This window comes from Alteromonas sp. H02 (assembly GCF_059682525.1).
Map to the genome: position 1 here is coordinate 642930 of NZ_CM185021.1, position 22489 is coordinate 665418.

The 22489-nt window shown below is 50.5% G+C and carries 12 protein-coding genes; 6 read left to right on the forward strand and 6 right to left on the reverse strand.

Translation table 11 applies throughout. From position 1 onward, the window contains the following. Window positions 1-2: 2 nt before the first annotated feature. The gene (locus AC566Q_RS02915; RefSeq protein ID WP_499613468.1) at window positions 3-1091 is read left to right on the forward strand and encodes a beta-L-arabinofuranosidase domain-containing protein; all 1089 of its coding nucleotides are present in this window, start codon (window positions 3-5) and stop codon (window positions 1089-1091) included. A gap of 22 nt (window positions 1092-1113) precedes the next feature. Here the strand turns inward: AC566Q_RS02915 and AC566Q_RS02920 are convergent, their stop codons facing one another. Then, window positions 1114-2142, reverse strand: coding sequence for an IS630 family transposase (locus tag AC566Q_RS02920; protein ID WP_054645368.1), 1029 nt, complete (start codon window positions 2140-2142; stop codon window positions 1114-1116). 82 nt (window positions 2143-2224) lie between these two features. Between AC566Q_RS02920 and AC566Q_RS02925 the strand changes: the two genes are divergently transcribed. The 5 genes from AC566Q_RS02925 (at window position 2225) to AC566Q_RS02945 (ending at window position 15135) form a co-directional block, all read left to right on the forward strand. Next, window positions 2225-3601 carry a DUF6805 domain-containing protein gene (locus AC566Q_RS02925; RefSeq protein ID WP_499613471.1) on the forward strand — a complete coding sequence of 459 codons (1377 nt, stop codon included), beginning with the start codon at window positions 2225-2227 and terminating at the stop codon, window positions 3599-3601. A 57-nt stretch (window positions 3602-3658) separates the two neighbouring features. Continuing rightward, window positions 3659-4081 (forward strand): FKBP-type peptidyl-prolyl cis-trans isomerase, encoded by a 423-nt coding sequence (locus AC566Q_RS02930; RefSeq protein WP_499613474.1) that lies wholly within the window; start codon window positions 3659-3661, stop codon window positions 4079-4081. Window positions 4082-4385: 304 nt separating this feature from the next. Then, window positions 4386-5645 (forward strand): pectate lyase family protein, encoded by a 1260-nt coding sequence (locus tag AC566Q_RS02935; protein WP_499613476.1) that lies wholly within the window; start codon window positions 4386-4388, stop codon window positions 5643-5645. A gap of 246 nt (window positions 5646-5891) precedes the next feature. Continuing rightward, window positions 5892-8858, forward strand: a complete 2967-nt coding sequence (locus AC566Q_RS02940) for a TonB-dependent receptor (RefSeq protein ID WP_499613478.1) — start codon at window positions 5892-5894, stop codon at window positions 8856-8858. A 118-nt stretch (window positions 8859-8976) separates the two neighbouring features. Beyond that, on the forward strand, window positions 8977-15135 hold the full coding sequence (locus AC566Q_RS02945; protein ID WP_499613480.1) for a pectinesterase family protein: 6159 nt from the start codon (window positions 8977-8979) through the stop codon (window positions 15133-15135). 541 nt (window positions 15136-15676) lie between these two features. Here AC566Q_RS02945 and AC566Q_RS02950 read toward each other — a convergent pair. The 5 genes from AC566Q_RS02950 to AC566Q_RS02970 form a co-directional block, all read right to left on the reverse strand. Further along, a complete protein-coding gene (locus tag AC566Q_RS02950; protein ID WP_499613482.1) occupies window positions 15677-16801 on the reverse strand; it encodes a ThuA domain-containing protein in 1125 nt (374 codons plus the stop codon). Window positions 16802-16807: 6 nt separating this feature from the next. After that, the gene (locus tag AC566Q_RS02955; RefSeq protein WP_499613485.1) at window positions 16808-17431 is read right to left on the reverse strand and encodes a gluconate 2-dehydrogenase subunit 3 family protein; all 624 of its coding nucleotides are present in this window, start codon (window positions 17429-17431) and stop codon (window positions 16808-16810) included. Further along, entirely contained in the window at window positions 17431-19122 is a 1692-nt protein-coding gene (locus AC566Q_RS02960) for a GMC oxidoreductase (RefSeq protein ID WP_499613488.1), read from the reverse strand. Before AC566Q_RS02960 ends, AC566Q_RS02955 begins: the two co-directional genes overlap by 1 nt. 224 nt (window positions 19123-19346) lie before the next feature. Continuing rightward, on the reverse strand, window positions 19347-21185 hold the full coding sequence (locus AC566Q_RS02965; protein ID WP_499613491.1) for an SLC13 family permease: 1839 nt from the start codon (window positions 21183-21185) through the stop codon (window positions 19347-19349). A gap of 175 nt (window positions 21186-21360) precedes the next feature. Beyond that, entirely contained in the window at window positions 21361-22332 is a 972-nt protein-coding gene (locus tag AC566Q_RS02970; protein WP_499617343.1) for an arabinan endo-1,5-alpha-L-arabinosidase, read from the reverse strand. Window positions 22333-22489: the final 157 nt, after the last annotated feature.

The window sequence follows — 22489 nt, forward strand, 5'->3', positions numbered from 1 at the left end:
CTATGAAGATAAATACAGTTAAACACTGGGGTCTGGCGCTTTGCGTCAGTGCCGCCCTGGCAAGCCTTAATGGTTGTAGCCAACCTGCTAATCAGCAAACTTCCGATGCAACCAATGTCACAAGTGTGGCAGAGCCAACTTACTTATCCGCGGCCGATAGCAGCCTGTTTGATTTGCAGCAGGTGAGGGTAACGGATGGTCCGTTTGCCCATGCGATGCACACCAACGTAAATTACCTGCTGGCCATGGAGCCTGACAGGTTGCTCGCACCTTATTTACGTGAAGGTGGTCTGGAGCCGAAAACCGATTCTTATGGCAACTGGGAGAATTCAGGGCTCGACGGGCACATTGGCGGACATTACGTGTCGGCACTCAGTCTGGCCTATGCTGCCACCGGCGATCAGGCGTTATTAAGTCGCCTCGAGTACATGCTTGACGAGCTAAAGCGAGCTCAGGATGCAGGCAATGGCTATTTAGGCGGTATCCCGAACAGTGCGGCCATGTGGGCAGAAATCAAAGCAGGTACGATAAAAGCCGGCACCTTTAGTCTGAATGACCGCTGGGTCCCGTTGTACAACATTGATAAAATTTTCCATGGTTTACGGGATGCCTATGAAATTGCTCATCAGGAACAGGCGAAAACCATGCTACTGGCCCTGGGCGAGTGGATGCTGGATATCACGGCCGGGTTAACCGACGAGCAAATTCAGCAAATGCTAATTTCTGAACATGGTGGTTTAAATGAAGTGTTTGCCGATATGGCCGCCATCAGCGGTGATGAGCGTTACCTGACGCTGGCGCGCAAATTTACTCATCAAAGCGTTTTACAACCCCTTACTAAGTACCAGGACAAACTCACTGGTATGCATGCTAACACGCAAATCCCTAAAATCATTGGTACTTTGCGGGTGGCAGAATTAGACGATGATCAGGTTTGGGCTGATGCCGCGAAGTTTTTCTGGAACACGGTGAGTCAACACCGCAGTGTCAGTATTGGCGGCAACAGCGTGCGCGAGCATTTTCATGATGATGACAATTTTACTGCCATGGTAGAAGATGCTCAGGGGCCTGAAACCTGCAATACTTACTAATTCGAAATAAAGTAAGCGAACATTACCCGGAGATATAAGCCAAATCCGGATGGCCAAAAAACGATTTCAATAGTCGTGGCAATTTTTGCAAACGTCGAAGCTGCCGGTAAACAGTGCTCCGAAGTTGTTCTTTGCTGTTAATGATCTTTTTACCGACGTGATGGTATTTGATATAGCCCCAAACAGACTCGTCAGGATTCAGCTCCGGCGAGTACGGCGGCAGGAAGAACAACCTGAGCTTGCCGTCGAGACTCTCAACATAGTCTCGAACCCGACGAGCATGATGAACCGGGTGGTTATCGAGGATCAGGAAAACCGGCTTGTCAACGTCTTGCACCAGAGCCTTGAGGAAACCAAGAAACGCATCGGTGTTCATGTTGCCCTGAATGGTCTTAAAGCGAAGCTCGCCGCGAGGCGAGATGGCCGAGATCAGATTGATGCTGAAGCGACTGCCCGTATTACGGATGATCGGAGTTTCACCCCTGGGTGCCCAGGTGGTGCCACTGTGATAATCAGACCGAATGCTGGCTTCATCGCCGAAATAGATGGTGGCGCCGACTTTTTTTGCTTCCTTGCGAATTTCCGGGTAGGTCTCTTCTTTCCATTGTTTCACGGCCTCTGGCTTTTGCTGGTAGGCCCGATGCAGGGGTTTCTGAGGCGTCAGCCCCAGGTTTCGAAGCAGACGACCGACCGAGACATCGCTTAACCGGACGTTGAACTTTTGCCGGATGAGCTCACGCACTCGGCCCCGAGTCCACAGGGCAAAATCAAACTTCAACTGGTCCGGCGTAAAGGTCGTTATCCAGATATACAGCTCCCGGATCTGAGCACCGCTCAGTTTCTTGGGACGACCGGAAATCTGCTTGGCCTTGAGCGCGTCAAAGCCACCCTCGCGGTAGGCAGCCAGCCATTCATAGATTCGTGCTCGGCTCATCCCCAGCGCTTTGATGACGACTTCTGGACTCTCGCCATCCATGACCCGTTGAACGGCGCGAACGCGAATGGCTTCTAATGTTTTGTGATCAAGTTTACGACCGTCATCGTGGCGCATGTGTGTAAATATCCGATAAGCTTGGCGAACGGAGCCTACATTATAAATGATGTTCGCTTACTTTCGAACCCATTAGTATAACATGATGAAGCTCAGTAAAATGCTGTTTCTGAAAACCGGAGAACAGCGCTATCTTGAGTTTTATGAGCGCGCTAGCTACAACCATATCTTGTCCAGTCAGCACCCTGAACACGGCGGCCTGGTGTATTTTACTTCCATGCGCCCGGGTCATTATCGCATGTACTCCTCGGTGCATGATTCCATGTGGTGTTGTGTGGGATCAGGGATTGAAAACCACAGTAAGTATGGTGAGTTGGTGTTTACTCATAAAGATGATGCAGTATGGGTTAACCTGTTTATGCCAGCCACTCTTAACTGGCAGGATAAAGGCGTTATTATTCAGCAACGCACCCGCTTCCCGGATGCTGACGGCGTGACGATTGAGGTCAATCCTGGTGACCAGGCGACAACTTTTGCCCTCAATATTCGTCAACCGGAATGGGCCACTGACGACCTGACAGTAGCGGTTAACGGCAAGCCGGTAGATGCGCCGCTAAGTAATGGATACCACCAGATAAGCCGTGAGTGGCAAGCGGGCGATAAAGTCTCGTTTTCGTTAAATCCGGATCTGCATGTTGAACAGCTACCGGACGGTCAGGATTACTACTCGGTACTGTATGGCCCGGTTGTGATGGCTACTCCGGTAACCGCTTTTGCCAATGAGCAGCTCAATTTTGTGTCAGATGACAGCCGCATGGGTCATGTAGCTGCCGGGCCGGTATGTCCGCCGGAAGCGTTACCCATGATGCTTGGTGAACCACAGGCATTCCTGTCAGCCTTGCAGCGTCAGGATAGTAAGGCCCTTGCTTTTACGGCTACGGGTCATGTGGGCATTGCCGATCCGATTGATGCCGCAGCGCCAACCACCTTGATACCGTTTTTCCGTCTGCACGATTCCCGCTATCAGGTATACTGGCCACAGATGAATGAATCTGGCTTTAATGAGTTTGTTACTGAAGCCAAGTCCAGGACGGCCCTGGCTGCCGAGCTGCAGGCCAAAACGGTAGATCAGATCACCCCGGGAGAGCAGCAACCGGAAGTCGAGCATGATTTTAAGAGTGAGAGCTCTGAATCAGGCGTTTATAAGGGGCGGCACTGGCGTCATGCCCATGCCAACGGCTACTTTCAGTATCGGTTAGCCAATCCCGAATTGCGCGCTAAGACTTTACAAATCAGTTATTCAAAAGACGACACTAATCGCCAGTTCAACATTCTAATCAATGGTGAAACGCTGGCTCAGGTATCCTTACCCGTAGGTGCGCCGGATAGCGACTTCTATCATGTCGACTACCCGTTAACCGCAGCGATGAAAGCGGCAGAATCCTTGGTGATCCGCTTTGAAGCGGCGCCGGACTCGATGGCTGGCGGGATTTATGGTATCCGCTTACTCGCGGAGTAAGCGAGGGGTTAGACAATAGCAAAGCCGGTCGTTCAGATCGGCTTTTCAGGTTTTATTATGGCAAAAAGAAAACAATCCAAAGGGTCCCGTGGCAGCAATAAAAACCTCACCGAGGAAGTGCTGACTAAATTTCAGCAGCGACAAGACGTTATCGCCCTGTCATCGGGTTTGCTGTATCGCATTATTGAAGACGCCGAGGGTGCACAGCCATCGATGCAAGACCGGGTAAAGGTTCATCAACGCATCAAACTGGGTGATGGAAGCGTTATTGATGATACGTACAAAAAAGGGTTACCTGAAGAGTATGCGGTAAGCGAAGCTATCGAAGGCTTGCAGGAAGGCTTTCAGCTTATGCACGTGGGCGCTCGTTATGAGTTTGTCATTCCCCCGGAGCTGGCCTGGGGGAAGCGCGGTAATAGTGGTGCAATTGGCCCTAATGCGGTGATGATTGTGGATGCGAGAATCATTGCTATTGAATAACGATAGTCAGCGATTCATCGCTAGCTATCAAACCTACATCATCTATCAGGCATTCAAGGCCCCCCTTGTCTGCTAAGTCCTTCACACTTTATAAATACGGCGACTGACTCAAACAATAAATATAACTAGACTAAATAAAGGGATGAGCAAAATTGACTGATAAGTTAACTACTTGTTAATTTTTCTTAGCTGGTGTATGGTTGAAATGCTACCGGTGGCATAAGGTGTAGCAAAGCTGGTTGAAAAGCACAGGCGAGCCCTGTGACGGTGAATTTTTACCTGATAAAAGGCAGGAGGTAACAGGATGAAGGTTGTTATCGGGATACTCTCTATCATGATTCTGCTGAGTCAGGTTGATGCCTGCCGGGCGCAAACTGACGTCGCTTTCGATGGCGCGCTGGGATTTGGCCAGTTCACCCAGGGCGGTAAGGGAGGAGAGCGCTATATTGTGACCTCGCTGGCAGATGATCCGGATTCACCCCAACCAGGAACTTTACGTCATGCGTTCAAGCAGAAAGGGCCGCGTATTGTTGAGTTTGCCGTATCCGGTGTTATTCACCTCAAAGCGGAGCTGGAAATCCAGCAGGGTTATCTGACGGTACTGGGACAAACGTCCCCCGGCGGAATCGTGATTACCGGCGCGCAGACCTCCATTAAAGCTAACCAGGTGATCCTGCGTTACCTGCGTTTCAGGCCCGGACATTTGCAGGGCGAGGGCGATGCCCTTACCGCACGCAACCAGCATCACATAATCATTGATCACTGCTCGCTGAGCTGGGCCAATGATGAAGTGGCTTCTTTTTATAATAATCAGCAGTTTACCCTACAGCATTCAATCATCGCCGAGAGTTTAAGAAATGCTGGGCATCATAAAGGCAGCCATGGTTACGGGGGGATTTGGGGCGGTGCTAAAGCGAGCTTTTTACGTAATGTAGTCGCCCATCATGACAGTCGAAACCCGCGAATTAATGGTTACCGACTCAAGCCAGAATATCCCCAGCAAGAGGCGTTAACCGATATTCGCAATAATGTGTTCTTCAACTGGGGAGACAATAGTGGCTACGGAGCGGAAGGCACGCGTTTTAACCTGGTAAATAATTATTATAAACCCGGACCTGCCAGCGAGGACATTCGCTTTTTCGAACTCTGGACCAAACCCGAATTACCCCCGACCCGCGCCTTCATCAATGGTAATGTCATGGCTGGTTACGCCACAATAAGCCAGCACAATGAACAGGGTATAGCGCTTAAAAATCAAAAGAAACTAAATCGTTCAGACGTTACTGCGTTTTTTAAGGCAACCCTTGCGGATAATCCCTTCGCCATCGAGCCGTCACAAACGCTGACTGCAGAGGCCGCTTATCAACGCCTGATCATTGATGGTGATGTGGGCGCTAATAAAAACGCTGGTGGCCGCTTCAGCGACTCGGTGGATACCCGCTTGCTTAGTGAAATTCGCACCGGCCAACCTGGTTTTGGTACCGGATTGATTGATTCAGAACTCACCGTTCTGGCACTCGGTGGCTGGGCAACCTATCAACAGGAGTTTACTGCTCAAAACTAACTGGTTGTCTTCCTTCCTCCTCGCAGAGGCACTGACACGCAGTGCCTCTAAGCAATTCCGTAAAATACTCTTGAGCCTCAAAAAGTTTTAACAAGATGTGAATAAAATGTTGATAGCATGTTTTTATTGGTGCTATATTGCCACCGGTGGCAATGGTTTGGTGTGTTATGCCTGTTTTACGTGTCATTGACGAAAATTATATCGCACTCGTTTACACGACTTACCCATCGTGTCTGGAGAAAGAACATGAGAACATTTCGATTAAACGCGGTAATGGCCTGTCTGGCGTTAAGTTTGCCCGTTTATGCTCAGCAAGCAGAACAACAAAATAAAGCCGCTGACACGCAACCAGCTTCCACCGAAACGGAACAAGCTGCCAGTACCGAACAACAGGATCTAGAAATTATTCAGGTCAAAGGGGTGAAAACCGCTGACCTGAAAGCGCGGGATCTGGAACGCATGAAAGATGGCTTCAGCTCCGTCATCTCTACTGACGAACTGGGCAACTTTGTTGACCAGAATGTGGCAGAGTCATTGCGCCGGTTGCCCGGCGTAACCCTTCAACGCAGTGAAGGCGAAGGTAAATTTGTCGCCGTCCGTGGTCTGGGCCCGAGCTTTGTAACGGTTAATATGAATGGGGCGGAAATGGCCGGCGCCGGTGAAGACCGCGCGGTTGGCCTTGATGCCATACCCGCTGACTTGTTGGGTACCATTGAGGTATTAAAATCACTGACCCCGGATCAAAACCTTAACTCAATTGGCGGTACCGTAAACGTAAAAGCTATTTCAGCCTTTGACCGTGGCAAGAGTACTCTGAACCTGAAAGTACAGGATGCGTACAACGAACTACGTGAGTCCCATTCACCGCGATTTAGTTTAAACGGCACCCAATTATTATTTGATAATACTATAGGACTGGGCTTCGCTCTGTCCTATGAAGACCGCGAAACGCTGGTTGACGAAACCCGCCATCACAGCTCCAATGAAATGAAATTTTATCAGGCCGATTTCGGGGTTAGCGATGAAGACATCGATGCCGGTAATCTCGGCCCTGAAATCCTCGGCCCTGCACAGCTGGAATACCGTCGTGAAATTGCTGATCGCACGCGTACTGCGGGGGCATTAAACGTTGAATATCAGCCATCAGAGAACGCTTATTATTATGCCAAAGGTACCTACACTAAATATGAGGATGGGGACTTCGCATTACGTGAATTCTACGATTTTCAGGATGCAGGTTCTTTTGGTAACGAAGAGATCCTGTTTGTAAATGGCGATACCAAAGAGTTTATTCTGTCGGATATTGATGTCTTTCATCAGCATTTTATTCAGGAGAGTAGTAACGAAACCACTACGTTCAGCCTGGGCGGCAGGAATACATTTAATGATACCTGGGTTCTGGATTACGAATACGCTAAATCTAAGTCAGAAGAAGATTCCCGTGGTGACCGCCGGGTACAATTTCGCGAACGCGACCTAATCGTTTACGGTCAGGGCGGCCGCCGCAACATCAATGCCCGGGTAATGAGCCCTGAAGAGGCCGCAGCGTTTGCTGGCTTGCCTTATTCCGAAGGTATGTTTGGCAATGCTGCGCGCGGCGATGCCAGCGACCTGAATAACTGGGACTTCGACAACCTGTTCCTGGAAGGCGGCTTACGCATCGATGACCTGGAAAGCTGGCAGGTGAATCTGCGTAAGGATGTGTACAACGAATACATAAACTACGTGAAAGTGGGTGGATTGTTTACCACTCGTTATTACGCCCGGGATAAGAACCGCTGGAGTTTTGACCCGTCGCCAGAGGACTGTAACGACGACCAGGCATGTATTGATGCAGTGAATTCAAGTCTTGCTGACTACCCAAGCGCGGTACCGGCGGGCAGCGACTTCCAGTATCCCTTTGAAAGTGCCGCCATCGTTGATGCTATTGTAGACGTAACGCGTCAAACCGTAGAGTCAGCCACTAATGGTGAAGAATCGATTGAAAGCACCAAGGGTGACTACACCATCGATGAAGACACCAAAGCGTTGTACGCCATGACAGAGTTCCCATTAGGCATGGACGCCACCATCATTACCGGCGTGCGCTGGGTAGAGACAGAGTTTGCGTCCACCGGGTTTATGTCGCTGGAAAATGATGATTTTGAATTTAACGGCGCTGGCAACGGTGAGCTGGATATTGCCATTCCACTGCCGGAAGCCTCGATAAAATACTCTGAATTTTTCCCCAGCGTGCACCTGCGTTATGAACCCACTGAGAACATTCTGGTGCGCGGTGCTATCTGGAGCAGCTTTACCCGCCCGTCATTTAGCCAGGCCCGTGCCTATGCAACCTTCGACAGCGACATTGAGTTGTGTCCGCCCGGTACCGATAACTGTGACGATTCTCAGGGCGGCGCGAGCATTCGTCAGCTACAGGACTACATTCTCGCTTCCGACAACACCCTGGATGTGGGTAACCCCAACCTGACGGCCATGACATCGATAAACTATGATGCGTCGTTAAGCTGGTATGCCAGCGAAGACTTGTTTATGGAAATCGGCCTGTTCTACAAGGATATTGAAAACTTCATCATTGAAGTCAACGGTATCGGCATGTCTATCGCCGATCTGCCGGTGCGGCTACCAGTCAATCAGGTCACGGAATTTGTTATTCCTCAGGACCTGTTCATGGATGAAATCAATATCACCTTAAACGGTGATAAAGCCAAGGTATACGGCGTTGAGCTGAGCTATAGCCAGTACTTTGAAAATGGCTTGTTTATTCAGTCTAATGCCACTTTCCTCGACAGTGACGCCAGGCTCGACGACACCGTGCGTCAGGGCAGTATGCCGCTGCCAGACCAGGCCGATCAAACCTTCAACCTCACCGTTGGCTGGGAAAACGAAGTCTTTTCTGCACGGTTGATCACCAATTACCGCTCGGAAATTCTCGAGCAAATCGGCTCATGCCCGCTGTCAGCACAACTGGATGATGTGAAGGGCTGTAAAATCTGGGGCGATCAGTATCAGGCCGGCTACACCAGTTTGGATGCCAAATTTAAATACGATCTGACCGAAAACGTTCAGTTGTATTTTGATGCGCTTAATCTGACCTCACAGGAAGATTTACGCTTCTTTAAAGGCAATGAATACAGCGGTGGCAACATCCTGTATCAAAAAGAAGTGTACGGCCAGACCTATCAGTTAGGTGCCACGATCAAGTTCTATTAAACGATAACGAGGCTTTGCCTCTGCACAGTTAATTGAAACGGGAACGTGGCATCAGGGTCGGACACTGCTTTGGTGCCGCCAGGCCGCACTCCCGCACTATCATCCTGGGAGGGTGAACATGAAAAAGCTCAATCGCATTGCTGCTCTGGTGGGTAGCGCCGTATTGGTAACCGGTTGCGGATTTGAACAAACCATCAATGTAAAGGAAGAGCCGGCACCCGCGCTGACCGGCCAGTTTGTTGACGCCCCGGTAGGGGGCTTAAGTTATAGCTCAGAGTCTTTTCCCGACGGCACCACTAATGAAAATGGTGAATTTTCTTACTTTCGTGGTGATCAGATAACGTTTTCAATCGGTGACTTTACATTTCCTACCGTGCCGGCATCCAGTTTACTAACGCCGCTGGCACTGTTTCAGACCGATAACCCGTTTAATCCGGCAGTCGTTAACACCCTGCGGTTGTTGCAGGCGCTGGATACCGATGCCGATCCCACTAACGGTATCAGCATTTCTGCTAATGCCGCGGCCGCAGCGCAAATGTTACTGGAGGAAGGCGAAACTGTTGAGTCATTCTTCGCTCAGGATAGCGATGACTTTGCTGCCGATGTAGAGCCTTGGCTTGCCACCGCGGGGGGCAGCACCACGTTAACAGACTATGATGATGCGGTAGCGCATTTTGTTAACTATCTCGAAACCGAGTATGGCACCCTGCTGACCAATGCCATTAACGTTGAGCTGATAACCGGCACCTTATACAACACTTATATTCAGGGCAGTAGTGCGGTGAAGTCGGCTATTACGTTTACACCGGACGACGCTGTCGGCCTGACAGGTTCGTTTAGTTACGCGGAAGGCGAAGTGACTACAACCGGTACCTATGGCTTCGCTTTTGGTCGCCGGGCGCTGGTACTGACCACCGATACCAGCACTCACTACCTGGTTTCGCGTTCGTACAATACGGTTAACCAGGTATACAGTTTATGCTGGTTTGATGATCCTACCCAGGCAGTAGCCAGTTTAGTGCGGGCCTGTGATGCCGGCGAGGACCCGCAGGATAACCTGTTGGTTCTCACTGAAGAACAGGCCGATCTGGAACTGATTGCATTAGAAGAACAAGCGTCTAATGTTGAGCCTGCTTTGGCGGAAAGCTTTGATACCGACATTACCACTTTCTTCTCGTCGGGTTATAAGCGTTTAACCGATGATCCGAATAGCAGCGCTATGTACTTTAAAACTGGCGGTAGTCCGGTCATCGACCCGGAGCTGGGCCAGCTTAATTTGTCTGGTGCGCGCTTCACTATAGGTAATACTACGCCTGGTGTTGAAACGACCTCATCAGATACGGTGGGAACCGGTATTTTTAATATCAGCGAAGGCTTTACCATTAGCTTTGATGTGATTTCCCATACCAGTGCAGGCAGCCTGAATGTATACGTGGATAACAACACCACCAGTCAGGGCAACTCCGTACATGGCGGCGCCAGTAAGTTTATTGGGATGAGCATCAGCGAAGAAAACTTCCCGATTGGTCAGCGTTTTACATACACCTATGAGCCCGGCACCGATGTCACAGGATTACCTGCAGATGACCCGGATGCGCGCATTTTAGACTCGGCTATCACAAACTCGTTCTTTCAGTTACGTACCGACAGTTCCGGTAATATCACCATTGATAACCTGACCATCGAGACGGTGGCCGATGCTGTGGATGCACCTGAAGTACCGGAGGAGCCGGAAGAACCCGAAGTGCCTGAGCAGCCTGACATTCCGCAGGTGGATTTACCGCTCACCTATAACTACATTGGCGTGACGGAGGATATCTTCTCTGATGCCTTTGCCAGCCTGGTTAACAGTACTGGTGAAACCCTGCCACTTTACTACCGTACCGGCGGCACCGTGATGGTCGTGAGCGATGGTCTGCAAATCGATTCAGGTCGCTTCACCATTGGTAATTCCGTACCGGATACAGAAACCACTGCCGATGACACCATTTTCACCGGTGTGCTTGATTTGAGTCGCCCTTATAAAGTCGTGATGGACATTGTGTCGGTAAACGATACCGAAGGTAACAACAAGTTCCAGATTTATGTGGATAACAACACCAGTAGCAGCAGTAAGTCGGTACATGGTGGTGAGTCACGTTTTTATAGTGAACTGATCAATACCCTGGAGCCGGGCACCACGCTGGAAGTAGAAGGGTTGGTGGCATCGGAAAATTCCTTCCTGCAACTGCGCACTGAAAGTGGTGGTATTGTGGTGATTAACAATCTGCGCATTGAGTATATTGAAGATGCCAGCATGTTTTCCTGCGAAGATGATCCGAGCCTGTATTTTTGTGATGACTTCAGCAGTGGTAATACCGATAACTGGAACCTGCTGGCCCAGCCGGATAATACCGAAGGCGCTATCGGCAGCTTTGATATTTATACCAGCGATACCGGTAACGACATGCTGCGCTATACCGCAGGTGGTGCCGGTGGTGAAATTATTCAGCTCACCGATGAAGCTATGGCGCAGATTCCGGAGACGGCCGACTACTTTGTGGAAGCCCGCATTCGTCCGCGTCAAAACAGCACTACCGCCAATAAACAGCTTTACTTTACCGCTCGCTATGACAGCGCCGGTAACTGGTACGGCGGCGGTTTAAATCTGCAGAACTCATCAAGCAGCACCCGGGTGGAAATTGCCATCAGTACAGATGGTTCAATTAATCGTCCGGTTCAGGCCAGTACGCCTTTGTTACTGGGCGAAAAAGACGGCACCGACGGCGTTTGGTACCGCGTACGTTTCGACCTGGTGAGTGACACCCTAACGGTTTACCTGGACGGCGAGGAAATGGGTTCAATCAGTGATACAACCTTTACGGCTAAAGGACTGATTGGCATGTTTACCAATAACCGTTCCTTTGAAATGGATGATTTCAAGGTAGGCGATCCGAGCGTGAAGCCGGTGCAACTTACCCTGGACTATAAAGACACAGAATGGAACGCCACAACCACAACCGACCCGCTGATCGTGTATGTCACTGCCGTGCAAAATGATGGCATTACCGATGATACCTTTACGGTCACATCGTCAGATGAGAGCGTGGTGAGTGTGGCTATTGACGGCCCCAACGTCACCCTTACACCTGCCGCTGCAGGGAGTGCCACGGTAACCTTTACGTCAGGTTCCGATCCTACCCTGGTGCGCAGTGTTGAGGCATTGGTGACCGAAGGCTTCGTTATGCCAACCGGTGATTACGGCGACCTCACGGGCAGAACTTCTCCTGCAATTGCAGCAACCAATGCCTATGTAGACGGCCGCTTGTTGATTACCTTTGATAGTGCACCAGTGCTGGCTGAGGTTGGCGAAGTACGCATCTACGATGCGGCCGACGACACGGTGGCCGATGTTATTACCCTGGGTGGTGATATTGATGCACTGGGCTACGCCGGACAGGATCGACTGCGCCGGGTAAATTACCGCCCATTTAAGGTGGATGGTAACACCCTGACTATCGTACCGCACACCAACGCCCTGGATTACGATAAAACCTATTATGTGGCCATTGGTGAGGGTGTGGTTACGGGAACCCAGCTTAACGGCAGTGATTTTACCGGTATGGGTAAAACGGCTGGCTGGCAGTTTACCACCCAGAAAATAGGGCCGTCAGGCAGCGAGGTGACCGTAGATGATGACGGAATGGCAGATTTCAGAACCGTACAGGGCGCACTTAACTACGTAATGGAAAATGTGGCAAAAGACACTGCGGCTACGATTACCGTTAAGGCCGGTATGTACAATGAGCTGCTGTACGTGCGTAGTAAGAATAACCTGACCATTGAAGGCGAGGATCGCGACAATACGGTTATTTACTATGACAACTACGAGTCCTTTAACGGTGGCACCGGCGGCAGCGAAGCGCCGGGAACCGGCACACCAAACGGTGGGCGTAGCGTATTCCTGGTAGAAAGTGCCGATAATCTGGTGCTGAATAACTTTACCCTGAAGAACAGCCATACCCGCAATAACGTAGACTCGAATCAGGCCGAAACGATTTACTTCAACAGTAGTCATCGCCTGATTGCCAATAATATGAACTTTATCAGTGAGCAGGATACGCTGCTGCTGAAGGGCTACAGCTGGTTCTACAACACGCTGGTGGCCGGTAACGTTGATTTCATCTGGGGCTATGCAACAGCTGCCTTATTTGAAGATAGCGAAATCCGCACTATTGGCGACTCGAAGTACGGCAGCGATGCCACTTCACCAGGCGGCTATGTGCTGCAGGCGCGGGTACAAAATGCCGATGATCCGGGCTTTGTGTTCTTAAACAGTGACTTTACCCATGGCCCGGGGCCGCTCGGTACAACCGTTGAAGCCGGTTCTACCTATATTGCCCGTAGTGGTGGTAACAGTAACTACTACGACAACATTACCTTGGTTAATAACTCCTTTGGTGAACATATTGCTGCAGTGGGCTGGGCCTATAATGGCATTAATGGGCAGCCACAACCTACCCCGGATCCTGCTACGGCAAATGCCGGCTGGCGTGAATACGGCAGTATGGACAGCCAGGGTAATGCGCTGGATCTGTCTGCCCGGTCGGGTGGTTACCTTCTGTCGGAGACAGAAGTGGCTGATTACAGCACTCGTGCCAGCGTTTTTGCCGGCTACAATGACGGTGCTGGCTGGGAGCCTCAGCCGCTGGATGCGCCGGTCATCATCGAAGAAGTCACCGATAAAGGTTTTGCCAGCCATAACTTCGATATTACCGGTGGCGCTGGTGGTATGGTGGTCACAGTTGATACCGGGGCGAAATTAACCGCTGCGCTTGAAGAAGCCAGCAACGCCAATACCCCGGTGACCATTTATGTGGATGGTGTTATTACCGATGCCAACAATGATGGCAGCGGTCGCTCCATCGAAATTAAGGATATGGACAATGTTTCCATTATTGGTGTGGCCGATCGCGGTGAGTTTGACGGCATTGGGATTTCGATTCGCCGGGCCAACAATATCATTATCCAGAATCTTAAGATCCATCATGTCTTAACCGGCGGTAAGGATGCTATTTCCATTGAAGGTGATGATGATGGCTCAACCACCAGTCATATCTGGATTGACCATAACGATCTCTACAGTACTTTAGATGTGGATAAAGATTTTTATGACGGTCTGATTGACTCCAAGTCTGGCGCGAAGAACATCACTATTTCCTATAACTACCTGCACGATCACTGGAAAGCCTCGTTACATGGCCATACCGATGATGAAAGTAGCAGTAATGACAGAGACCGGTTGATTACCTTCCACCATAACCGCTTTGAGAACATTGAATCGCGTTTACCACTGTTCCGCTTTGGCTATGGTCATCTGTACAACAACTACTACAACAACATCAGTTCTACCGGTATGAATTCGCGTATGGGGGCAGAGCTACAGATTGAGAATAACGTGTTTGAAAATACCCAAAATCCAATCGTGTCGTTCTACTCAGCAGAGATAGGCTACTGGAATACCTCGGGTAACCTGTTTGGTACCGGCGTTACCTGGACGTCACCGTCAGGCAGTGACGTGGTAGCCGGGCCGGATGCCACACCAACCAGTAGCTACGAAGTGCCATATACTTACACGCTGGATGAAACCAGTATTGTGAAAAGTAAGGTTATAAACCATGCGGGCGTGGGCAAAATTGACCAGAGTGATTTAGATATCCCGGCCATCGAAGATGATAACGGTGGCGGTAACGGGGGTGGCAGTAATGAAGGCACCGATGTCACGCTACCTTACAGCGAAGACTTCAGTGCGGCAGACGAAGATACGTTCTTCAGTGCCGATTACAAGTCACTTCCGGAAGACAGCTCAATGCCACTGCATAATGTGACCGGCGGCGGCAGCGGTATCGTGGTGGCCGATGGCCAGATTACCCTGACCAGTGCACGCTTTACGATTGGCGATACCATGCCTGAGACCGACACCGCCGACAGCGATACCACCGGTCGTGGTGTGTTTGATCTGAGCCGCCCTTACAAGGTGCTGGTGGATATCGTCAGCGTAAGCGACCCCGACGGTGATAACAACTTCCAGATCTACGTGGATAACAACACCAGTAGCAGCAGTAAATCCTGGTTAGGCGGCAGTTCTAAGTTCTATGCCACTCTGATTAATGAACTGACTATCGGTACCCTGGAAGTGGAAGGCCCTGTGGCTGGCGAGAATGCGTTTATTCAACTGCGTACAGAAAGTGGTGGAACGGTTACGCTGGATAACTTCCGTATCGAATATATCGATTAATCAGCCTACGGGGGAAACCCGTGATTAATTAAAGCAATCCGCAGTGCTGTTCCAGCCTGCGGATTTTTTTGTATCCGGATTATTAGCCGTAAAAAAAGATTGATAACCCGTCTTGTCAGACGTTTGTGGTGTGGCCCGAAGCTATTCGATATAAATCTATATATTTCAGTAATTTAAATTGCTTTTGGGCGTACCGTAGAGGAGCTCTGAAATCGACATAAAAACAAAATAGTATACGATTTTGAAATTGTACTGGCAATTATTACAGTATTGTCATATAGTTAATAAGGCAACACAAAACGGAGGATGTCATATGAAAGCTTTTAAACGATTCTTCAAGCGCTCACATCCATACACTGTTGCCTGGTATTTAGGCCGGAAGAATACCCAGAAAATCTTCAATTGTAAGATTAAGAAAAAGTCTGAACTACTCGACGAACAGCATGGATAATGCTTGAAGGCATAAAGGCTCCCGTACAGGAGCCTTTTTTGCGGATAGAAGCAGGCTTTCTCAGCACTGCTTTTTAGTTAGAGCACACCTTTATTCAGCACAAACTTTAGCGCCGTGACCGGATGTCCATTTCAGGGCATCTTTGATCAGGGTGATATTTTCCGGTACGTCATACATTTCTTCGCGGTGACCAATCGCGGTATACATCGCGCGGCCCTCATTTACGCAATGTTTCCAGGCGATAGGATGAACGCCGCCCATGGCCAGATCGCCCGGTGCATAGCTGTCTTCATCAATGGTGATCACGTATTCAACCCCCTCTAAATCGGGCTCAGCCGCAAACGAGTACCACTCGTCTTTAATTGACCAGGTGTCTGGCAGTGACTCAGCAATATGCGCCGAATTCTCGTGAGTGGTGAGTTCGGCTAACTGGAACTGGGGATCCATAGGGTGGCCTATAAACTGTACGCCAAGCAGGGCATCGCGATACCAGTCCCAGAAATAAATGGAGTCGCCCCCTGAGGCATGAACGCCAAGGAAACCGCCACCGTTATTCATATAGTCTTCGAATGCAGCACGCTGCGACAAGGTAAGCGTGTCACCGCTCACGTTGTTCCATACCACTACATCAAACTGAGACAGGTTTTTCGCGTTAAACGCGCCGCCGTTAGCGGTAACGGTAACGCCATAGCCCATTTCTTTTGACATACGCGTGAGCGCTTCGGTAGCGGCAGTCACGGAACGACCGTGGTCGTAGCCGTTGATCTTTTGATACACCAGTACCTGCACCGCGGCATCATCAACGCTGAAATACTGCGGCTCAGCATCAAAACGGGCGCAACGAGCAGCTTTAACGGCTTCGGTTACCGGCAACGCGCGAAGCTCGGCATCCAGTTCAGCCAGGCGCGGCTTAGCCGGATCGGCTCTGGCGATAAGTTGCTCCAGTGTCAGTATGGTGGCAAAAGAAGGCATCTTTTCGCTGAGTAACCAGGCTGGCAGAGTTTCAAACAGTCCCGGGTAGTATTTTTCGGCAATAGCCCGCGCTTCCGGGCGGGTCATTACATCATAAGCAGGCAGTTGCACGCTAAATGCCGTATCGCGTAACACACAGTCTGCGACGGCGGTTTCTGCCATGGTGACATTCGCATTAAGCAAACCGGCAGTCAGCACGGCGGCTCTGGTTAGCGGATGTTTGATAAGCTTGTTTAATTTCATTGTGGTTTACCAGGGCCAGGGTGTTGTCCAGGCTTTATCGCCTTCGTTATAAGGAATGTCGTAATAGCCGCCGGGCACATCTGAGTGGCGCAGTACCTGGGTACCGCCCACTTTGGATGAGAAGAAGCCAAAAATAACCAGTTGTTTCATCAGCGTGAAGTAGTGTGGCTGCTCTGTAAAACCAGCGCCACCCCATTGAGTTTCTTCGCCTTTGTTAAACGCCATGGCTTCAACATCAATGGCCGTGATCAAATCGGACTTTTGCACTGCTGTCAGGGTCGCAAAGGGTTTGCCGTATAGCGTTTTACTGCGTGATTCAATGTCGGCAAAGCCTGCTTCAAACAGTTTTTGTTGCTGCTCGTTGTAGCACTCGCGCACCATGCCAATGAAAAATGGCGGTACGCCGGCGTCTTTAGCTCCGGGGGTGTCGGTGCGCGGAATAACCACTTCACACAGCTCGGTAATGAGCGCCACCGTGGCGTCATCAAAGCCAGCTTTGCTTACCGGTAGCAGGTCGGGTTGTTCCTCCCAGACTGCCAGTGCCGGAGCATTAATCAGGCCGGCGCCGGTTGAGGCGGCAATCAGCTTTAACAGCGTGCGGCGGTCCATGGTTGATGATGAGTTTGCCATTACAGGTTCCCCCGTTTTAATTCTTCAACGGCAAAGTCTGCTGCCCGGGCGGTTAACGCCATGTAGGTCAGAGACGGATTGACGCAGGATGATGATGTCATACAGGCACCGTCGGTGACGAAAACGTTCGGCGCGTCCCATACCTGATTGTGTTTATTCAGTACTGAGGTTTTTGGATCCCGGCCCATACGAGCGGTACCCATTTCATGGATCCCTTTACCCATATGGTAGGTACTTTCCCACGCCTGTGCATTTTCCAAACCGATGCTATCAAACATTTCTACAATGTCTTCTTTCATGGCTTTACGCATTTTGATTTCGTTATCACGGATTTTGGCATCCATTTCCAGTACTGGCAGGCCCCAGGCATCAGTGACTGTCTTACTCAGGCTGACCTTGTTACGGTGATCCGGCAGTATTTCGCCGAATCCCACGGTGCTCATTGTCCACTTACCCGGCTCGCTCAGCGTCTGTTTCAGGGTTGCGCCAATGCCAAGGCCATCGGCGTCACGATTAAAGCTTTGACGTACAGCGTTACCCTGGAAGCCAAAGCCGCGCAGGAAGTCTCGCTTGTCACTACCCCAGTTGGCGAAACGAGGAATGTAAATACCGGTAGGGCGTCGGCCATAAACATATTTGTCTAAATGGCCCGGAATATCCGCCGTGCCACCTAACATATAGTGGTGATCCATGACGTTGTGGCCAAGCTCACCAGAGCTTGAACCCAGACCGTTGTCCCACACATCACGGGCGGAGTTCATCAGAACCCAGGCTGAGTTGAGGGTCGACGCATTCAGAAAAACAATCTTACTCTTATAAACAATGGTTTCTTTGGTTTCCGCATCGATGATTTCGACACCGGTAACGCGTTTTTTGTCTTTGTCGTAGATGAGCTCTTTTACAATCGACATTGGACGCAGAGTAAGATTACCGGTTTTCAGTGCCGCCGGCAGGGTAGCCGACTGAGTACTGAAGTAGCCGCCCCAGGGACAACCTGACCAGCATTTATCCCGGTTCTGACATCTACCGCGGCCCTGTTCCGGGCGGTGCTCGGTAATGTGGGCGGTACGGCCCATGATCATGTGACGCTCGCCTTTGTATTGCTTTTTCAGGCGCGCAGCCAGGTCTTTCTCTACGGCGTTCATTTCAAACGCGGGCAGGAAGTCACCGTCGGGCAAAACGTCCAGACCGTCTTTGTTACCAGAGATACCGGCAAACTTTTCTACGTAGCTGTACCAGGGAGCAATGTCGTCGTAACGAATTGGCCAGTCAATGGCTACGCCTTCTTTGGCGTTGGCTTCAAAGTCCTCCGGGTTAAGACGATAAGACTGACGCCCCCATAACAATGAACGGCCACCCACCTGGTAAGCGCGGAACCACTGGAAAGGCTCTTTTTCAACGTATGGCGAAGTTTTAGGGTCCGCCCAGGCGCCCATAGTAACTTCGTTAAAGGGATAACCCTTACCGCGAGCCATCACCGGTTTAGACGCCAGTGCTTCTTGACTTGGGCGACCATGGTGAGGGTAATCCCACAGGTTTTTATGGGTATTGGTGTAGTCCTTTACGTGCTCAACGTTTTCGCCACGCTCCAGCATTAATACCTTCAGGCCTTTCTCGGTGAGCTCTTTGGCTGCCCAACCGCCGCTTATTCCGGAGCCAACAACGATGGCATCATAAGTGTTATTAACCATTACTACCTCAGTGCTTATAACAGCGAAGTGAGGCTCGTCGTCAATTGTTAGGGGGCTTAACTAATTGGCCAAAGATACTCCTGCTGTAAGCATATTTGAAGCAAAAAAATAAAAAAATTAACATTTGTTTATCTTTTTATGTGCTGCAGGGCAGGTAAAACCTGGTCTGCGCCACTGCGCCGACCATAAATAGCGATTCGTTAACATTCGCTGTTAATGAATCACTACCAGGGAAAAAAGAAGGGAATAAGAAAATAACAGCAGGCAAATACCCAGAGCAGCATAGGACTGCCGAGTTTAATGAAGTCGACAAACCGATACTTGCCCGGCTCCACAATCAACGTAATGATGGGCGAAGCAATAGGCGTCATAAAGGCCGCTGATGCAGCAAATAGCACGGTCATCGCCAGCGGGTACGGCGATACGCCCAACTGCTGGGCCACGCTGATTGCGATAGGCGCCATGAGGACTGCTGAGGCAGTATTGGATAAAATATTGGTCAGCAAAGCAGTAATGGCGAATAACAGGACCAACAGGGTTTGCGGGGATGCGTCACCCGCTGAGCCTATCATACTGCTAACAATTATATCGGTACCGCCGGTTTGTTGCAGGGCGTCAGCCAGGGGTAACATACCGGCCAGTAATACCAGGCTTTGCCAGTGAATGGCCCGGTAAGCGTCTGCGGCGGTAAGGCAACGGGTAATGACTGCCGCGATTACTGAGATTAACACGGCTGCCACCAGCGGCATCCAGTTAAAAACCGAGCTTAGTACCATAAAGGTCGTGATGGCCAGTGCTACCGGCATGCGCCGGAATGCCGGTACTACATCGGCAGCTTCGGCGGGCGTTTCCAGCACCACAAAATCGTGGTTTTGCTGTTGAAGCTGCATAATTTTAGCCCAGGGGCCGGTCACCAACAGACAGTCAGATGCTTGCAGCTTTTGATTCTGGTAGTCATCCAGGGACTGGCGGTTACGTCTCACGCCAAATACATCCAGGCCGTAGTGATCGCGGAATTTGGCCTCCCGCACCGACTTGCCAATAAGCTTTGATTCCGGGTGAACCAGCACGCTTTCAGCGCCGAACTCCCAGCTGCGATACTGGGTTTCCAGTTGTGAGGGGTGAAATGGCATAAGCATGACCTGGCTTTCCACCGGTGCCAGTTGCTCGGGCGGAATAGCGACATGCAGCACATCCCCGGCATGCAGTACAATATCCGGCGATACACCGGCCTTTAACTCCCGCCAACCCCGAACACGCTGGGACAGGTCAAGAATGCGCAGGCCGTAATTATCGTACAAGCCGCTTTGGGCAATGGTTTTTCCGTGCAGAGGGGATGCTTCGTCGATGCGCAGGTATACCAGTTCGCGGTTAACCCGGTAGTCGTCCCACAGGGCTTTAATTGAGCGCTGGGCAGATTGACGCTCGGTTTTACCGTTGTTTGGTAGCCACTTACGACCGACCAGCAGCATATACAGCATCAGGCCAGCAAGCACGACCAGCCCCGGCATCGTGAAAGTGAAAAAGCGCAAGGGCTCATAGCCCTGAGCACCTAACTCGCCGCTGATCACCAGGTTAGGCGGTGTTGCAATGAGGGTGAGCATACCGCTCACCAGTGCCGCGTAAGACATGGGCAGCAGTAACTGACTGGCACTATTGCCGGTTTGTTTGGCGATACGCATAACGATAGGAATAAAAATGGCCACTACCGCCGTAGAGCTCATTACGGCACTTAAAATGGCGCTGGCAAGCATAAGCATGATTAACAATTTATTGGTAGAGCTATGACTGTGCCTGCCTATCCAGTCACCGACAAAACGGGCCACACCGGTGCGGTCGAGCATTTCGCCGACAATCAGCAGCGCGCCAATAAGCACTACCACCGGGTTACCAAAGCCGGCCAGTGACTCCTTTACCGACAATACGCCGCCTAACATAAGGGCCAGCACTACCGTGATAGCTATCATATCGTAACGCACGCGATTGCTGGCCATTAACAGCGCGGCCAGACCAATAACCAGAAATACATAATGAGCATGCCAGGCATGCGGAATAGAAAGCATGGGAACTCCCGCGACACAAACCCTGTGAAACCGAGAACAGAGAAGAAAATTTGTACCATCAGAATACTGAAATAACGTATGGAAAAACAGTGGGCTGGATCAATAGAGTAGGAAAAACTCCCGTGCGCGTGGATCTGTCATATCCATTGACAACGCACGGGAAGCTGAAGAAAGATTATTTTGTCAGAAGTTCAGTGGTGCGTTTGTTGAGGTCGGCCGGGTCAACTACTGGCCAGTCATTATCCCAACTAATCGGCAGAATACGCAGCTTTTGCAACCCGTTATCGGCTGTTTCATAGGCGTGTAACACCAGGTAGTCCTTACCATCGAAGGTGTACGCCGCATTGTGCCCCAGGGCTACCCAGTCGTCGTTACCTTCAATTACCATGGTGCCGCCGCCTTCCATTAACGACTTGCCATCACGGTCGAGGTACGGACCGGTAACTGATTTGCTGCGTCCTACGCGTACGTTATAGGTGCTGTCCATACCGCGACAACATTTATCAAACGACACAAACAAATAGTAATAACCGTTTTGTTTAAAAATATAGGGAGCCTCGATAGCGCCTTCGCCCGGATCTGCACTGTCGGCAACATTGGAACCGGGGCGGCTGGCAATGGAGTACCACTCCTGCGGCTCTGCCAGACGCACTAAATCATCATCGAGCTTAACCAGTTTGAGACCATCCCAGAACGAGCCGAAGCTCATCCATGCATTGCCTTCGTCGTCTTCAACAATTGCCGGGTCGATGGCATTCCAGTGATCACGATGCGGCACCGATTCCACCACGATACCGTAGTCTATCCATTTGTAGTCTGGTGACTGTGGATCGAGACTTTCATTTACGGTTACGCCAATGGCCGAAGTGTTTTTACCAAATGCCGAAACTGAGTAGTACAGATAAAATTTACCGTCTTTCTGGTAAATGTCTGGAGCCCATAGGTGACCGTCGAAACTCGGTGAGATACGTTTGGCCCAACTCGGCTCATCGGGAAACACGCGCCCGGTCAGGGTCCAGTTTTGCATATCCTTGGATTCGTAATAGGTGATCCCCGGCCCGGTACTGAACACATAGTAAGTATCACCGGCTTTGGTCATTACCGGATCATGAACCTCCACCTGTTTTGCCTGGGCACCACAACCCATTAAAAAGGCAGCACTGAGTAAGCTTGCTAAAGCTACGCGCAATCTGGTTGCACTGGTTTTCCGTTTACGGCTTTGAATCATTTTTACCTCTGAAAGCACCTGTAAAAGAACTTGCTTAGTGTAGCAATAATCATGTTAAATATGTAATACAATATTA